The 15,399-nt window shown below is 64.3% G+C and carries 12 protein-coding genes; 8 read left to right on the top strand and 4 right to left on the bottom strand.

All coding sequences use genetic code 11. The features are described 5' to 3' along the window. The first annotated feature begins 73 nt into the window (after nt 1-73). The 4 genes from AC1RGE_RS13215 to AC1RGE_RS13200 all read left to right on the top strand — a co-directional run bounded on the left by AC1RGE_RS13215 (nt 74) and on the right by AC1RGE_RS13200 (nt 5,274). Complete coding sequence (locus tag AC1RGE_RS13215; RefSeq protein WP_011059514.1) at nt 74-2,665, top strand: glycosyltransferase; 2,592 nt, start codon at nt 74-76, stop codon at nt 2,663-2,665. A 185-nt stretch (nt 2,666-2,850) separates the two neighbouring features. After that, a complete protein-coding gene (gene dapE / locus AC1RGE_RS13210; protein ID WP_019093668.1) occupies nt 2,851-4,002 on the top strand; it encodes a succinyl-diaminopimelate desuccinylase in 1,152 nt (383 codons plus the stop codon). Then, nucleotides 4,002-4,811, top strand: coding sequence for a putative RNA methyltransferase (locus AC1RGE_RS13205; RefSeq protein WP_072451176.1), 810 nt, complete (start codon nt 4,002-4,004; stop codon nt 4,809-4,811). Before dapE ends, AC1RGE_RS13205 begins: the two co-directional genes overlap by 1 nt. 85 nt (nt 4,812-4,896) lie before the next feature. Beyond that, complete coding sequence (locus tag AC1RGE_RS13200; protein ID WP_011059511.1) at nt 4,897-5,274, top strand: hypothetical protein; 378 nt, start codon at nt 4,897-4,899, stop codon at nt 5,272-5,274. A 103-nt stretch (nt 5,275-5,377) separates the two neighbouring features. Here AC1RGE_RS13200 and AC1RGE_RS13195 read toward each other — a convergent pair whose 3' ends face one another. Continuing rightward, the gene (locus tag AC1RGE_RS13195; RefSeq protein WP_011059510.1) at nt 5,378-5,587 is read right to left on the bottom strand and encodes a cold-shock protein; all 210 of its coding nucleotides are present in this window, start codon (nt 5,585-5,587) and stop codon (nt 5,378-5,380) included. A 247-nt stretch (nt 5,588-5,834) separates the two neighbouring features. On the opposite strand from AC1RGE_RS13195, the gene plsB reads away from it, so the two are divergent. From plsB to AC1RGE_RS13180, 3 genes are read left to right on the top strand one after another with little or no spacing between them, the layout of a single operon-like run. After that, on the top strand, nt 5,835-8,339 hold the full coding sequence (plsB, locus tag AC1RGE_RS13190; RefSeq protein WP_401261397.1) for a glycerol-3-phosphate 1-O-acyltransferase PlsB: 2,505 nt from the start codon (nt 5,835-5,837) through the stop codon (nt 8,337-8,339). Between the two features lie 51 nt (nt 8,340-8,390). Beyond that, a complete protein-coding gene (locus AC1RGE_RS13185; RefSeq protein WP_262213032.1) occupies nt 8,391-8,789 on the top strand; it encodes a YbaY family lipoprotein in 399 nt (132 codons plus the stop codon). Nucleotides 8,790-8,813: 24 nt separating this feature from the next. Next, nucleotides 8,814-9,503, top strand: coding sequence for a DUF4197 domain-containing protein (locus AC1RGE_RS13180; RefSeq protein WP_011059507.1), 690 nt, complete (start codon nt 8,814-8,816; stop codon nt 9,501-9,503). A 122-nt stretch (nt 9,504-9,625) separates the two neighbouring features. On the opposite strand, the gene AC1RGE_RS13175 is transcribed toward AC1RGE_RS13180, so the two are convergent. After that, nucleotides 9,626-12,682 carry an efflux RND transporter permease subunit gene (locus tag AC1RGE_RS13175; protein ID WP_011059506.1) on the bottom strand — a complete coding sequence of 1,019 codons (3,057 nt, stop codon included), beginning with the start codon at nt 12,680-12,682 and terminating at the stop codon, nt 9,626-9,628. Nucleotides 12,683-12,688: 6 nt separating this feature from the next. Then, the gene (locus tag AC1RGE_RS13170; protein WP_011059505.1) at nt 12,689-13,777 is read right to left on the bottom strand and encodes an efflux RND transporter periplasmic adaptor subunit; all 1,089 of its coding nucleotides are present in this window, start codon (nt 13,775-13,777) and stop codon (nt 12,689-12,691) included. Between the two features lie 94 nt (nt 13,778-13,871). Here AC1RGE_RS13170 and AC1RGE_RS13165 point away from each other — a divergent pair, with 94 nt between their 5' ends. Continuing rightward, nucleotides 13,872-14,507, top strand: coding sequence for a TetR/AcrR family transcriptional regulator (locus AC1RGE_RS13165; RefSeq protein WP_011059504.1), 636 nt, complete (start codon nt 13,872-13,874; stop codon nt 14,505-14,507). A 98-nt stretch (nt 14,508-14,605) separates the two neighbouring features. Here the strand turns inward: AC1RGE_RS13165 and AC1RGE_RS13160 are convergent, their stop codons facing one another. Beyond that, entirely contained in the window at nt 14,606-15,388 is a 783-nt protein-coding gene (locus AC1RGE_RS13160) for a class I SAM-dependent methyltransferase (protein ID WP_011059503.1), read from the bottom strand. Nucleotides 15,389-15,399: the final 11 nt, after the last annotated feature.

The following is a 15,399-nucleotide window of genomic DNA, read 5'->3' as shown; positions in this document are numbered from 1 at the left end:
GGTGTAGGATGCCCGCCGTTTGGCGCCTGCCAACCCTTCCCTCGTTCCACACCTTTTGGAACCCGAAATAGCTATGTCATCGCGTAAATTTGGACTCAACCTGGTGATAGTGCTGGCCATTGCCGCGCTGTTCACCGGTTTCTGGGCGCTGATCAATCGCCCGGTCTCGGCCCCCGACTGGCCGGAACAGATCTCCGGTTTTTCCTACTCGCCTTTCCAGCAGGGCCAGTTCCCGCAGAAGGACCAGTACCCGTCCGACGATGAAATGCGTCGCGACCTGGAGATCATGAGCAAGCTGACCGACAACATCCGTACCTATTCGGTGGACGGCAGCCTGGAAGACATCCCGAGGCTCGCGGAAGAGTTCGGCCTGCGCGTGACCCTGGGGATCTGGATCAGCCCGGACCTGGAGCGCAACGAGCGGGAAATCATGCGTGCCATCGAACTGGCCAATACCTCCCGCAGCGTCGTGCGGGTGGTGGTGGGTAACGAGGCGATCTTCCGCAAGGAAATCACCGCCGACCAACTGTCGGTGATTCTCGACCGGGTGCGTGCCGCGGTAAAAGTTCCGGTCACCACCTCGGAGCAATGGCACGTCTGGGAGGAAAACCCGGGGCTGGCCAAGCACGTCGACCTGATCGCCGCGCACATCCTGCCCTACTGGGAGTTCATCCCGGTGGACAAGGCCGAGCAGTTCGTCCTCGACCGCGCCCGGGACCTGAAGAAGATGTTCCCGAAAAAACCGCTGCTGCTGTCCGAGGTCGGCTGGCCGAGCAACGGCCGCATGCGTGGTGGCGCCGACGCCAGCCCGGCGGACCAGGCGATCTACCTGCGTACCCTGGTCAACAAGCTCAACCGCCAGGGCTACAACTACTTTGTCATCGAAGCCTTCGACCAGCCGTGGAAGGCCAGCGACGAAGGTTCGGTGGGCGCCTACTGGGGCGTGTTCAACGCCGCGCGCCAGCAGAAATTCAACTTCGAAGGCCCGGTGGTGGCCATCCCGCAATGGCGGGTGCTGGCCATCGGCTCGGTGGTGCTGGCGCTGCTGTCGCTGACCCTGCTGATGATCGACGGCTCGGCCCTGCGCCAGCGCGGCCGCACCTTCCTGACCTTTATCGCGTTCCTCTGCGGTTCGGTGCTGGTGTGGATCGGCTACGACTACAGCCAGCAATACAGCACCTGGTTCAGCCTGACGGTGGGCTTCCTCCTGGCCCTCGGCGCGCTGGGGGTGTTCATCGTGCTGCTGACCGAGGCCCATGAACTGGCCGAAGCGGTGTGGATCCACAAGCGCCGGCGCGAATTCCTGCCGGTGGAGGGGGACTCCAGCTACCGGCCGAAAGTCTCGATCCACGTGCCCTGCTACAACGAGCCGCCGGAGATGGTCAAACAGACCCTCAATGCCCTGGCCAACCTCGATTACCCGGACTTCGAAGTCCTGATCATCGACAACAACACCAAGGACCCGGCGGTCTGGGAACCGGTGCAGGCCTATTGCGAGACCCTCGGCCCGCGCTTCAAGTTCTTCCACGTCGCGCCCCTGGCCGGCTTCAAGGGCGGTGCGCTGAACTATCTGTTGCCGCACACCGCCAAGGACGCCGAAGTGATCGCGGTGATCGACTCCGACTACTGCGTCGACCGCAACTGGCTCAAGCACATGGTGCCGCACTTCGCCGATCCGAAGATCGCCATCGTGCAGTCGCCCCAGGACTATCGCGACCAGAACGAAAGCACCTTCAAGAAGCTCTGCTACGCGGAATACAAAGGCTTCTTCCATATCGGCATGGTCACCCGCAACGACCGTGACGCGATCATCCAGCACGGCACCATGACCATGACCCGGCGCACAGTGCTCGAAGAGCTGGGCTGGGCCGACTGGTGCATCTGCGAAGACGCCGAGCTGGGCCTGCGGGTGTTCGAGAAAGGCCTGTCGGCGGCGTACCACCACGAAAGCTACGGCAAGGGCCTGATGCCCGACACCTTCATCGACTTCAAGAAGCAGCGTTTCCGCTGGGCCTATGGCGCGATCCAGATCATCAAGCGCCACACCGCCAGCCTGCTGCGCGGCAAGAACACCGAGCTGACCCGTGGCCAGCGCTACCACTTCCTCGCGGGTTGGCTGCCGTGGGTAGCGGACGGCATGAACATCTTCTTCACCGTCGGCGCCCTGCTGTGGTCGGCGGCGATGATCATCGTGCCGCAACGGGTCGACCCGCCGCTGCTGATCTTCGCCATCCCGCCGCTGGCGCTGTTCGTGTTCAAGGTGGGCAAGATCATCTTCCTCTACCGCCGTGCGGTGGGGGTCAACCTCAAGGACGCGTTCTGCGCGGCCCTGGCGGGCCTGGCCTTGTCCCACACCATCGCCAAGGCGGTGCTGTACGGCTTCTTCACCAGCAGCATTCCGTTCTTCCGCACCCCGAAGAACGCCGACAACCACGGCTTCTGGGTGGCGATCTCGGAAGCCCGGGAAGAGCTGTTCATCATGCTGCTGTTGTGGGGCGCGGCGCTGGGGATCTTCCTGGTGCAGGGCCTGCCGAGCAACGACATGCGCTTCTGGGTGACCATGCTCCTGGTGCAGTCTTTGCCTTACGTGGCAGCGCTGGTCATGGCCTTCCTTTCGTCGCTGCCAAAACCGGCGGAAGAAAGCCAGCCGGCTCCCGCAGCCTAAATCGATCCAAAGCACTAAACGGCGGCCTCTGGCCGCCGTTTTGCTTTAAGATATCCGCCATTTTGCGCGCCTCGCCCAACCCTGTAGGAGCTGGCTTGCCAGCGAACCAAGCAACGCGGTGTATCGATTAAACCGCCCTCGCCGCCCCGCCGGCTCCTGCACAATGCCTTGCACCGGAGTTACCCATGACGGCCCATGCCGAGCTTTCGCCGACCCTGCAACTTGCCTGTGATCTGATCCGTCGCCCCTCGGTGACGCCGATCGACGCCGACTGCCAGAAGCTGATGATGCAGCGCCTGGGGGATGCCGGCTTCAAGCTGGAACCGATGCGCATCGAGGACGTGGACAACTTCTGGGCCAGCCATGGCCAGCATGAAGGCCCGGTGCTGTGTTTTGCCGGCCACACCGACGTGGTGCCTACCGGCCCGGTCCAGGCCTGGCAGAACGACCCGTTCGACGCTCTGATCGACGAGCACGGCATGCTCTGCGGCCGTGGCGCAGCGGACATGAAGGGCAGCCTGGCGGCCATGCTGGTAGCCGCTGAGCGTTTCGTCACCGACTACCCGGACCACAAGGGCTCGGTAGCCTTCCTCATCACCAGCGACGAAGAAGGCCCCGCGCACCATGGCACCAAGGCCGTGGTGGAGCGCCTGGCGGCACGCAAGGAGCGCCTGGACTGGTGCATCGTCGGTGAGCCTTCGAGCACCAGCCTGGTGGGCGACGTAGTCAAGAACGGCCGCCGCGGCTCCCTCGGCGCCAAGCTCACCGTGCGCGGGGTACAGGGCCACGTGGCCTACCCGCACCTGGCGAAGAACCCGATCCACCTGGCGGCGCCGGCCCTGGCGGAACTGGCGGCGGAGCACTGGGACGACGGCAACGCCTTCTTCCCACCCACCAGTTTCCAGATCTCCAACCTCAATTCCGGCACCGGCGCCACCAACGTGATTCCCGGTGAACTGACCGCGCTGTTCAACTTCCGCTTCTCCACCGAATCCACGGTGGAAGGCCTGCAGCAGCGGGTCGCGGCCATCCTCGACAAGCACGGCCTGGACTGGCATGTGGAGTGGGCCCTGTCCGGGTTGCCGTTCCTCACCGAACCCGGCGCCCTGCTGGACGCGGTATCGGCCAGCATCAAGCAGGTCACCGGGCGCGACACCAAGGCCTCCACCAGTGGCGGCACCTCCGACGGGCGCTTCATCGCCACCCTGGGCACCCAGGTAGTGGAGCTGGGCCCGGTCAACGCCACCATCCATCAGGTCAACGAGCGGGTACTGGCCAGCGACCTCGATGTGCTGACCGAAATCTACTACCAGACCCTGATCAAGTTGCTCGCCTGATGCTTGCCTGTCCTCTCTGCAGTGCCCCGCTGAACGCCGTGGACAACGGCGTGGTCTGCCCGGCCGGGCATCGTTTCGACCGGGCACGCCAGGGCTACCTGAACCTGCTGCCGGTGCAGCACAAGAACAGCCGTGACCCGGGCGACAACCAGGCCATGGTCGAGGCCCGCCGCGACTTTCTCAACGCCGGGCACTACGCCCCGGTGGCCCGGCGCCTGGCGGAGCTGGCGGCAGAACGCGCGCCCCAGCGCTGGGTCGACATCGGCTGTGGCGAGGGTTACTACACCGCGCAACTGGCCCAGGCCCTGCCCGCTGCCGATGGCTACGCCCTGGATATTTCCCGGGAGGCGGTGAAGCGCGCCTGCCGTCGTGCCCCGCAACTGACCTGGATGGTCGCCAGCATGGCGCGCATCCCCCTGGCGGACGCCAGCTGCCAGTTCCTGGCTAGCGTCTTCAGCCCCCTCGACTGGCGGGAGGCCAAGCGCCTGCTCAGCCCCGGCGGCGGCCTGATGAAGGTAGGTCCCACCAGCGGCCACCTGATGGAACTGCGCGAACGCCTGTACGACGAAGTGCGCGAATACACCGACGACAAGCACCTGGCCCTGGTGCCCGAAGGCATGGCCCTGGCCCACAGCGAAACCCTGGAGTTCAAGCTGCACCTGGAACGCCCGCAAGACCGCGCCAACCTGCTGGCCATGACGCCCCACGGCTGGCGCGCCAGCGCCGAGCGCCGCGCCGCGGTGATCGAGCAGGCCGAGCCTTTCGAGGTCAGCGTATCGATGCGCTACGATTACTTCGTGCTGCAATAACCCACTAAAACCCAAGGCCCCGAGCCTGTGCTCGCGGCCGAAGAAATCCGCGAATGGATTTTTCAGACCGGCAATGAGGACATCCATGCGCCAGCCCGATATCGAGATTTACCTGAAAGACGCCGACGTCGACTACAAGGCCATCGCCGCCTGGCTGGGCGCCGTGCTTGGCCCGTGCAGCGACTGGGTACAAAAAGGCCAGACCTACAAATGCACCGCAGGCCAGGTGCCCGTGACCTGGCTGCCCAAGGCCGTGGGCAAGTGGAACAGCCTGTACCTGGAAAGCGACCAGACCCCGTGGGATGACGACATCGCCTGCGCCCGCGCCGCCTTTGCCGCGTTGAATGTGGAGGTGCGCTGCGCACCGGGCAGCTGGGTCGAGGAAGAGGGTGAAGAGTCCGCCGATCGCTGGATTCGCATCAGCGCCGACGGTGAAGAAGAGATTACCTGGCGCACTGCCTGAACAGTGCATACCCGTAGGAGCCGGCTTGCCGGCGAAGAGGCCTTCAAGACTTGCGTTCGATAGACGGGCGCCTTCGCTGGCAAGCCAGCTCCTACAGGGTGGGTTACAGGCCGACGACGTCTTCGGCTTGCAGACCTTTCTGGCCTTCGACCACAGCGTATTCCACCTGCTGGCCTTCGGTCAGGGAGCGGTGGCCTTCGCCACGGATCGCCCGGTAGTGGACAAATACGTCCGCCCCGCCTTCACGCTGGATAAAACCGTAGCCCTTGGCGTCGTTGAACCACTTCACGTTGCCTGTCTCACGAGTAGTCATGAATCCATACCTCATTTTTTTATTATTGGATTGGCGCACTGCAACCAAACCCTGAGAACTTTCCCCCAGCCTGCCTCTCTATGAGTGAAAGCGATACGACCGCGGGAGAGTCGGCCGAGTATATGACAGGCGTAAAAACTCTCAACTCAATCTTGTTTCGGCGCTTTTTTGCCGATTTTCGGCGAATCCGGCACACTACCGGCCCCGAGCAGTTGCTCGGTTTTCTACTCACTCACGCAGAAGCCGTATGACCCGCTCCCCGATCCGCCGTCTTGTGTTTGGCACCTTGCGCCGACTGCTGTACCTCTGGGTCCGCTCGGAAACCATCAACCAGTCGTCCTTCACCCTCGACCTCGACCGCAGCCGACCGGTGTTCTACGTCCTGCAAAACCCGTCCCTGACCGATCTCGCCGTGGTCGATACCGAATGCACCAAGGCCGGGCTGCCACGTCCGGTACTGCCGGTGTCGGTGGGCAACCTGCTGGAACCGGCGGCCTTCTTCTACCTGACCCCGGAGCCCGACTGGCTTGGTCGCCAGGACAAGCGCGGGGCGCCACCGACCCTGACCCGGCTGGTCAGCGCACTGACCCAGAATGCCGCCGAAGATGCACAGATCATTCCGGTCAGCGTGTTCTGGGGCCAGTCGCCGGACAGCGAGTCGAGCCCGTGGAAGCTGCTGTTCGCCGACAGCTGGGCGGTCACCGGGCGCCTGCGCCGGCTGCTGAGCATCATGATCCTGGGACGCAAGACCCGGGTGCAGTTCTCCGCACCGATCAACCTGCGCGAGCTGATCGAGCACAACAAGGGCCACGAGCGCACCGTGCGCATGGCCCAGCGCATCCTGCGGGTGCACTTTCGCAACCTCAAGGCTGCGGTCATCGGCCCGGACATTTCCCACCGGCGCAACCTGGTCAAGGGCCTGCTCAACCAGCCCCTGGTGAAACAGGCGATCCTCGACGAGGCCGAGCGCGAAAAGATTTCCCCGGAAAAAGCCAAGGCCCAGGCCCTGCGCTACGGCAACGAGATCGCCTCGGACTACACCTACACCGCGATCCGCTTCCTGGAAGTGGTGCTGAGCTGGTTCTGGAACAAGATCTACGACGGGATCAAGGTCAACCACCTCGAAGGCGTGCAGAAGATCGCCCAGGGCCACGAAGTGATCTACGTGCCCTGCCACCGCAGCCATATCGACTACCTGCTGCTGTCCTACCTGCTGTTTCGCAACGGCCTGACCCCGCCGCACATCGCCGCCGGGATCAACCTCAACATGCCGGTGATCGGCGGCCTGCTGCGTCGCGGCGGGGCCTTCTTCATGCGCCGCACCTTCAAGGGCAACCCGCTCTACACCTCGGTGTTCAACGAATACCTGCACACCTTGTTCACCAAGGGTTTCCCGGTGGAGTACTTCGTCGAGGGCGGCCGTTCGCGCACCGGGCGCATGCTGCAACCCAAGACCGGGATGCTGGCAATCACCCTGCGCAGCTTCCTGCGCTCCTCGCGCATGCCCATCGTCTTCGTACCGGTGTACATCGGCTATGAAAGGGTGCTGGAAGGCCGGACCTACCTGGGCGAGCTGCGCGGCGCGAGCAAGAAGAAAGAGTCGATTTTCGACATCTTCAAGGTCATCGGCGCCCTCAAGCAGCGCTTCGGCCAGGTGGCAGTGAACTTCGGCGAACCGATCAAGCTGGCGGAATTCCTCGACCAGGAACAGCCGGACTGGCGGACCCAGGAGCTGGGCCCGCAGTACCGCCCGGCCTGGCTCAATGAAGCCACCAACCGTCTCGGCGAGCGGGTGGCCCAGCACCTCAACGAAGCCGCGGCGATCAACCCGGTGAACCTGGTGGCCCTGGCCCTGCTCTCCACCACCCGCCTGGCCCTGGACGACCGCGCCATGGCGCGGGTCCTGGACCTGTACCTGGCGCTACTGCGTCGCGTGCCCTACTCGCCCCACACCACCTTGCCCGAAGGCGACGGCCGGGCTCTGATCCAGCACGTCAAGGACATGGACCTGCTGGCCGAACAGAGCGACGCCCTGGGCAAGATCCTCTACCTGGACGAGCAGAACGCCGTCCTGATGACCTACTACCGCAACAACGTGCTGCACATCTTCGCCCTGCCGGCGTTGCTGGCGAGCTTCTTCCAGAGCTCGTCGCGCATGAGCCGCGAACAGATCCTGCGTTATACCCGCGCGCTTTATCCCTACCTGCAATCGGAGCTGTTCATCCGCTGGCCGCTGGATGAGCTGGACGCGGTGGTGGACCAGTGGCTGGAGGCCTTTGTCGAACAGGGCCTGCTGCGCTTCGAGAAGGACCTGTACCAGCGTCCGGCCCCGAGCTCGCGGCATTTCGTCCTGCTGACCCTGCTGTCCAAGAGCATTGCCCAGACCCTGCAACGCTTCTACATGGCCATTTCCCTGTTGCTCAACAGCGGCCAGAACAGCATCAGCGCCGAGGAGCTGGAAGACCTGTGCACGGTCATGGCCCAGCGCCTGTCGATCCTGCATGGCCTCAATGCCCCGGAGTTCTTCGACAAGAGCCTGTTCCGCCACTTTATCCAGACCCTGCTGGACCAGGGTGTGCTGCGCCGCGACGAAGCCGGCAAGCTGAGCTACCACGAAGCACTGGGGGAACTGGCCGAAGGTGCCGCCAAGCGCGTGCTGCCGGCAGAAATTCGCCTGTCGATCCGCCAGGTCGCCCTGCACCGCAGCGAAGACGCCGCCGACCAGCTCGCGGCACCTGCGCAAAACGACTAGATTCTTACGGGCGCCGGAGCAGCTGCGGCGCCCTCGATACGGAGATCCGCGATGAAAAAGCTCAGCCTGCTGGCCGCCACCGCGCTGCTCGGCGCTTGCCAGTCCATGAATCCCCCTGCCAAGGCCAGCCTCGACGGCGAAGTCTTCTACTTGCAGCGCATCGCCCTGCCTCCGGCCGCCACCCTGAGCGTGAGCCTGCAGGACGTGTCACTGGCCGACGCCCCTGCCGTGGTCCTGGCCGAGCAGAGCGGTCCGGTCAAGGGCCAGGTGCCGCTGCCCTTTCACCTCAGCTACGACCCGACCCAGGTCAAGCCCGGCCACCGCTATTCGGTCAGCGCGCGGATTGAAGTGGCTGGCCAGCTGGTCTTCATCACCACCGAAAACAACGCCGTTAAACTCGACGGCAGCGACCCGCAGCCCTTGAAGCTGCGGGTCGATGCTGTTCGTTAATTCTTATTGCACAAGGAAGCCGCCATGCTCCGTACTTCGCTTCGTTTCACCAGCCTGTGCGCTGGCCTGTTGATCTCCGCCAGCGCCCTGGCCCTGTCCCTGAGCGACCTGTCCCAGGGTGACGCCAGCGGTGGCCTGAAAGATGCCCTGACCCAGGGTGCGCAGATCGCCGTCAAACAGCTGGGCACCCCAGGTGGTTTCAGCAACAACCCCGAGGTGCGCATCGAGCTGCCGGGCAACCTGGGCAAGGTCGCGAAAAAAATGAAACAGTTCGGCATGGGCGACCAGGTCGATCAGCTTGAAACCAGCATGAACAAGGCTGCCGAGGCCGCTGTGCCGCAAGCCCAGGCCCTGTTGGTGGATGCCGTGAAGAAGATGACCGTGGCTGACGCCAAGGGCATTCTTGCCGGCGGCAAGGACTCCGCCACCCAATACCTGGACAAGAGCAGCCGCGAGCAGATCCGCGCCAAGTTCCTGCCGATCGTCAAGCAGGCCACTGACCAGGTCGGCCTGGCCAAGCAGTACAACTCCTTCGCCGGCCAGGCTGCGACGCTCGGCGTGCTGGATGCCAAGAGCGCCAACATCGAGAGTTACGTGACCGAACAAGCCCTCAATGGCCTGTTCGAAATGATCGGCAAGCAGGAAGAAACCATTCGCCAGAACCCGGCGGCAGCCGCCACCAGCCTGGCCAAGAAAGTCTTCGGCACCCTGTAAGCCTCCCCGCTACCTGTAGGAGCCAGCTTGCCGGCGAAGACGTCGCCAGGACAAGCGCCTGCCCCAAGGGCCTCTTCGCCGGCAAGCCGGCTCCTACAGGATGTATTCCCGCATACCGGTTCCTAGGTTTTCTTGACCCTGAACCAGGCCGCATACAGCGCCGGCAGGAACAACAGGGTCAGCGCCGTCGCCACGATCAGCCCACCCATGATGGCCACTGCCATCGGCCCGAAGAACACACTGCGCGACAGCGGGATCATCGCCAGCACCGCCGCCAGGGCGGTCAGCACGATGGGCCGGAAACGCCGCACCGTGGCTTCGATGATCGCATCCCAGGGCTTGTGCCCCGCCTTGATGTCCTGCTCGATCTGGTCCACCAGGATCACCGAGTTGCGCATGATCATCCCCGACAGGGCAATGGTGCCGAGCATGGCCACGAAGCCGAAGGGCTGGCGGAACACCAGCAGGAACAAGGTGACCCCGATCAATCCCAGGGGCGCCGTGAGGAACACCATGGCCGTGCGCGAGAAACTGCGCAGCTGGATCATCAGCAAGGTCAGCACCACCACGATGAACAGCGGCACGCCGGCCTTCACCGAGTTCTGGCCCCGGGTCGAGTCCTCGACCGTGCCACCCACTTCCAGCAGGTAACCATCGGGCAGCTCGGCGCGAACCGGCTCCAGGGTCGGCAGGATCTGCTGCACCAGGGTCGCCGGCTGCTCCTTGCCGTAGATATCGGCGCGCACGGTGACGTTGGGCAGGCGGTTGCGGTGCCAGATCACCCCTTCTTCGAAGCCGTACTCCAGGGTCGCCACCTGGGACAGGGACACGCTCTGGCCATTCTCGGTAGGCACCGCCAGGCTCGGCAGCAACGACAGCTCGGTGCGTTCCTCGCGGGTGCCCCGCAGCAGGATCTCGATCAGCTCGTTGTCTTCCCGGTACTGGCTGACGGTGGAGCCGATCAGCGAACTCTGGAGGAATTTCGACAGGTTGGCGGTGCTCACTCCCAAGGCCCGGGCCCGGTCCTGGTCGATGTTCAGGTAGACCACCTTGCTGGGCTCTTCCCAGTCCAGGTGCACGTTGACCACATGGGGGTTCTCTCGCACCTTGGCCGCTACCTTGCGCGCCAGGGCGCGGACTTCCTCGATGTGCTCGCCGGTGACCCGGAACTGCACCGGGTAGCCCACGGGCGGCCCGTTCTCCAGGCGCGTGACCCGCGAGCGCAGCGCCGGGAACTGCTCGTTGAGGGTTTCGATCAACCAGCCGCGCAGCTCTTCACGCTCCTCGATGCTCTTGGCCAGCACCACGAACTGGGCAAAGCTGGTGGCCGGCAGTTGCTGGTCCAGCGGCAGGTAGAACCGCGGCGAACCGGTGCCCACGTAGGCCACGTAGTTGTCGATGCCCGCATGCTCCTTGAGCAGGGCTTCCAGGCGCTTGACCTCATCGGCGGTGTTGCTCAGGGACGCGCCTTCCGCCAGCTTCAGGTCGACCATCAGTTCCAGGCGACCCGAGGCCGGGAAGAACTGCTGGGGAACGAAACGGAACAGCATCACCGAGCCGACGAACAGCAGGATGGTCAGGACGATCACCGTCTTGCGCCGCTCCACGCACCAGCCCACTACCCGCCGGACCCGCTGGTAGAAGGGTGTACCGTGGGGATTGGATTCGGCGCCGTGCTTGGCGGCGTGGATCTTCGCCAGGTCCGGCAACAGTTTTTCCCCCAGGTACGGCACGAACACCACGGCTGCAATCCACGAGGCCACCAGGGCAATGGTCACCACCTGGAAGATCGAACGGGTGTATTCGCCCGTGCCGGACTGGGCCGTGGCGATCGGCAGGAAGCCCGCCGCAGTGATCAGGGTGCCGGTGAGCATGGGGAAGGCGGTACTGGTCCAGGCGAAGCTGGCGGCCTTGATCCGGTCGAAGCCCTGCTCCATCTTGATCGCCATCATCTCTACCGCAATGATCGCGTCGTCCACCAGCAAGCCCAGGGCCAGCACCAGTGCCCCCAGGGAAATCTTGTGCAGGCCGATCCCCAGGTAGTACATGGTGGCGAAGGTCATCGCCAGCACCAGGGGAATCGCCAGGGCCACCACCATCCCGGTCCGCACTCCCAGGGAGAAGAAACTCACCAGCAGCACGATGATCAGGGCCTCGGCCAGCACCCGGACGAACTCGCCCACCCCAGTCTTCACCGCCGCCGGCTGGTCGGACACCTTGCGCAGTTCCATCCCCGCCGGCAGGCTTTTCTGCAGGCGCGAGAACTCGCCTTCCAGGGCCTTGCCCAGCACCAGGATGTCACCCCCCTCCTTCATCGCCACAGCCAGGCCGATGGCGTCTTCACCCATGAAGCGCATGCGCGGCGCGGGTGGATCGTTGAAACCACGACGCACGTCCGCCACATCACCAATGCGGAAGGTACGACCGGCGACGCGGATCGGGAAATTGCGGATCTGCTCCACGGTCTGGAAATTGCCCGACACCCGCAGTTGCACCCGCTCGCTCGGGGTCTCGAAGAACCCGGCGGTGGACACTGCGTTCTGTTCTTCCAGGGCCTGTTGCACCGCCGCCAGGGGCAGGCCCAGGGTCGCCAGCTTGACGTTGGACAGCTCGATCCAGATTTTCTCGTCCTGCAGGCCCAGCAGGTCGACCTTGCCCACGTCCTTGACCCGTTGCAGCTGGATCTGGATGCGGTCGGCGTAGTCCTTGAGTACCGCGTAGTCGAAGCCCTGCCCGGTCAACGCATAGATATTGCCGAAGGTGGTGCCGAACTCATCGTTGAAGAACGGCCCCTGGATACCGGGCGGCAGGGTCTGCCGGATATCGCTGATCTTCTTGCGTACCTGGTACCACAGCTCGGGAACCTCGTTGGAGTGCATCGAGTCCCGGGCGATGAAGGTCACCTGGGACTCCCCCGGCCGCGAGAAGGACACGATGCGGTCGTACTCGCCAGTCTCCATCAGCTTCTTTTCAATGCGCTCGGTGACCTGGCGCGAGACTTCCTGGGCCGTGGCCCCGGGCCAGTTGGTGCGGATCACCATGGCCTTGAAGGTGAAAGGCGGATCCTCGCTCTGCCCCAGCTTGGTGTAGGACAGCGCACCGACAATGGCCAGCAGCAGCATCAGGAACAGAACGATCTGGCGATTGCGCAACGCCCAGGCGGAAAGGTTGAAACCCATCGGGGATTACTCCTTGGCCGCCAGATTGACCACGCGGTTGGAGCGATCCACCGGGCGCACCTGCAAGCCCTCATGGAGCACATGCACCCCCGCGGCCACCACCCAATCGCTGGCGCTCAGCCCTTCCAGCACCGGCACGCTCTTCTCGCCGAAGGCGCCGACCCGCACCGGGGTCTTGTGCAGGGTATTGTTGGCATCCACCCGCCAGACATAAGTCGCCCCGCCTTCCGCGGACAACGCCGACAGCGGCACCGACAGCGGCACCGCATCGCCGCTCTGGATGAACACCCGGGCACTCTGGCCCAGCTCGGCGGGAACCTTGCCGGCAGTGAAGGCAATACGCGCGGCGAAGGTCCGGGACTTGGGATCGGCAGCAGGCGACAGCTCGCGGATGCGCCCGTCGAAACGCTGGCCCGGCTGGGTCCAGAGCTCCACCGATACCGGCTGGCCGACCTTGAAGCGGCCGTAGTTCTGTTCGGGGAAGCTGATCAGCACCTCACGCTCGCCATCGGTGGCCAGGGTGAAGACCGTCTGCCCGGCCGCCACCACCTGCCCCACTTCCACCGCACGCTTGGCCACCACGCCGTCCTGCGGCGCGCGCAGCACCGCGTAGCCGGCCTGGTTGTTGGCCACATCGAACTCGGCCTTGATCTGCTTCAGGCGCGCTTCGCCGGAACGGTAGAGGTTCTCGGCGTTGTCGTATTGGGAATGGCTGACCATCTGCCGCTCCAGCAGGGTCTTGTAGCGATCACGCTCGGCGCGCACCAGGTTGAGGTTGGCGCTGGCTGCAGTGACCTGGGCCCGGGTGGCTTCAAGTTGCAGGCGCACGTCCTGCGGGTCGAGCTCCGCCAGGGGCTGGTTGGCCTTGACCCGCTCGCCCTCCTCCACCAGCCGTCGGCTGACCTTGCCGCCGATACGGAATGCCAGGTCCGGCTCATAGCGGGCGCGCACCTCGCCCGGGTAGCTGTCCGAAGCTCTTGCAGAAGGCTCTGGCTGGACCACCATGGCCGGCCGGATGCCAATTTGAACGGGCTCTTCGTGCCCACAAGCAGACAGAAAAAAAGCCAGGCTGACTGGCAAGGCATAGCGGAACATGGCGGCGACCTTTCGCTAATGGTGCTTGGAATATTTATACTGGCCGGTATGTTATTAATAGCAAACTCACCAGTCCAGTATTAACAGCGAAAAAATGTCCGACAATATTTCCGCAAACGTTGGGCCAGGCAGGCCCAAGGATCTGGCCAAGCGCCAGGCCATTCTCGAAGCAGCCAAAGTCCTGTTCTTGAGCAATGGCTACGCCAGTACCAGCATGGATGCGGTCGCCGCTGAGGCCGGGGTTTCAAAGCTCACGGTCTACAGCCATTTCAATGACAAGGAGACCTTGTTCACCGCCGCTGTGGTGGCCAAGTGCGAAGAACAGCTGCCCACGCTGATCTACGAACTGACCCCCGAAACGCCGGTGGAGAATGTTCTGCTGAACATCGCCCGGGGCTTTCACCATCTGATCAACAGCGACGAGTCGGTGAACCTGCACCGCCTGATCATGACGCTGGGCAGCCAGGACCCCAAGCTCTCGCAGATCTTCATCGAGGCCGGTCCCGAACGGGTGCTGCAGGGCATGGAGCGGCTGCTGGCGAAGATCAATCAACTGGGCACCCTGCGCATCGACAAGCCGCGCAACGCCGCCGAGCACTTTTTCTGCATGCTCAAGGGCGGGGCGAATTTCCGCCTGCTCTACGGCTGCGGCGAACCCTTGAGGGGCGCCGCCGCAGAGGAGCATGTGCAGGAAGTGGTGGCGCTGTTCATCCGCGCCTACCGGCCGTAGAAACCGGCAGGTGCAAGCGCTGGCTGATGTAGGAGCGGGCTTGCCAGCGAAGCGGACTGAAGACCGCCTTCGCCGGCAAGCTGGCTGCTACAGGGGGCTCAGGCCTTGAGGGCCTTCTTCGGGTAGATGTCGTAGCGGCTGGATTTGCCCTCCAGCCCATGGCTGGGCTTGGGCCCTTCGATGCACGGCGCCTTGCGCGGACGCTTGACCACCACCCGGTGGCTGGCCAGGGCCAGGGCCGCGGCGAGCAGGGCCGGGGCGTCGTTGTCATCGCCCACCAGTGGCCGGAACAAGCGCATTTCCTTCTTCACCAGGGCACTTTTCTCCCGATGGGGAAACATCGGGTCGAGGTAGATCACCTGGGGCGGTTCACCCTGCCAGTTGCGCATCAGCTCGATGGAATTGCCCTTGAGCAGGTGCATGCGGGCCACGATAGGCCCTACCTCGGCGTCCTGCGCAGCGCGGGCCAGGCCGTCTTCCAATAGCGCACCAATCAATGGCTGGCGCTCGATCAGGCTCATCTCGCAACCCAGGGTCGCCAGCACGAAGCCATCCTTGCCCAGACCGGCCGTGGCATCCAGCACCCGTGGTCGCACGCCCTGGGCCACGCCCACCGCCTTGGCGATCATCTGCCCGCTGCCGCCGCCGTACAGCCGCCGATGGGCTGCACCACCCTCGACGAAATCCACCCGTACCGGCCCGGGCGCGTCCGGCCCCAATTGCTGCAACTGCAGGCCCTGCTCCCCCACTTGCAAGGCGAACTCGGCCTCATCGACCTGCAGCGCCAGCCCCAGGCGCTCGGCCCATTGCTCGGCCGCTGGGGCGAATCCGGCGCCCAGGGCCTCGACTTTGATGCGGCAGGCTGCGGGTTGCTCATTCATCTGAAAACACA

This window comes from Pseudomonas sp. GW823-FHT02C05 (genome assembly GCF_058797595.1).
This window is presented reverse-complemented; position numbering and strand designations above follow the sequence as displayed.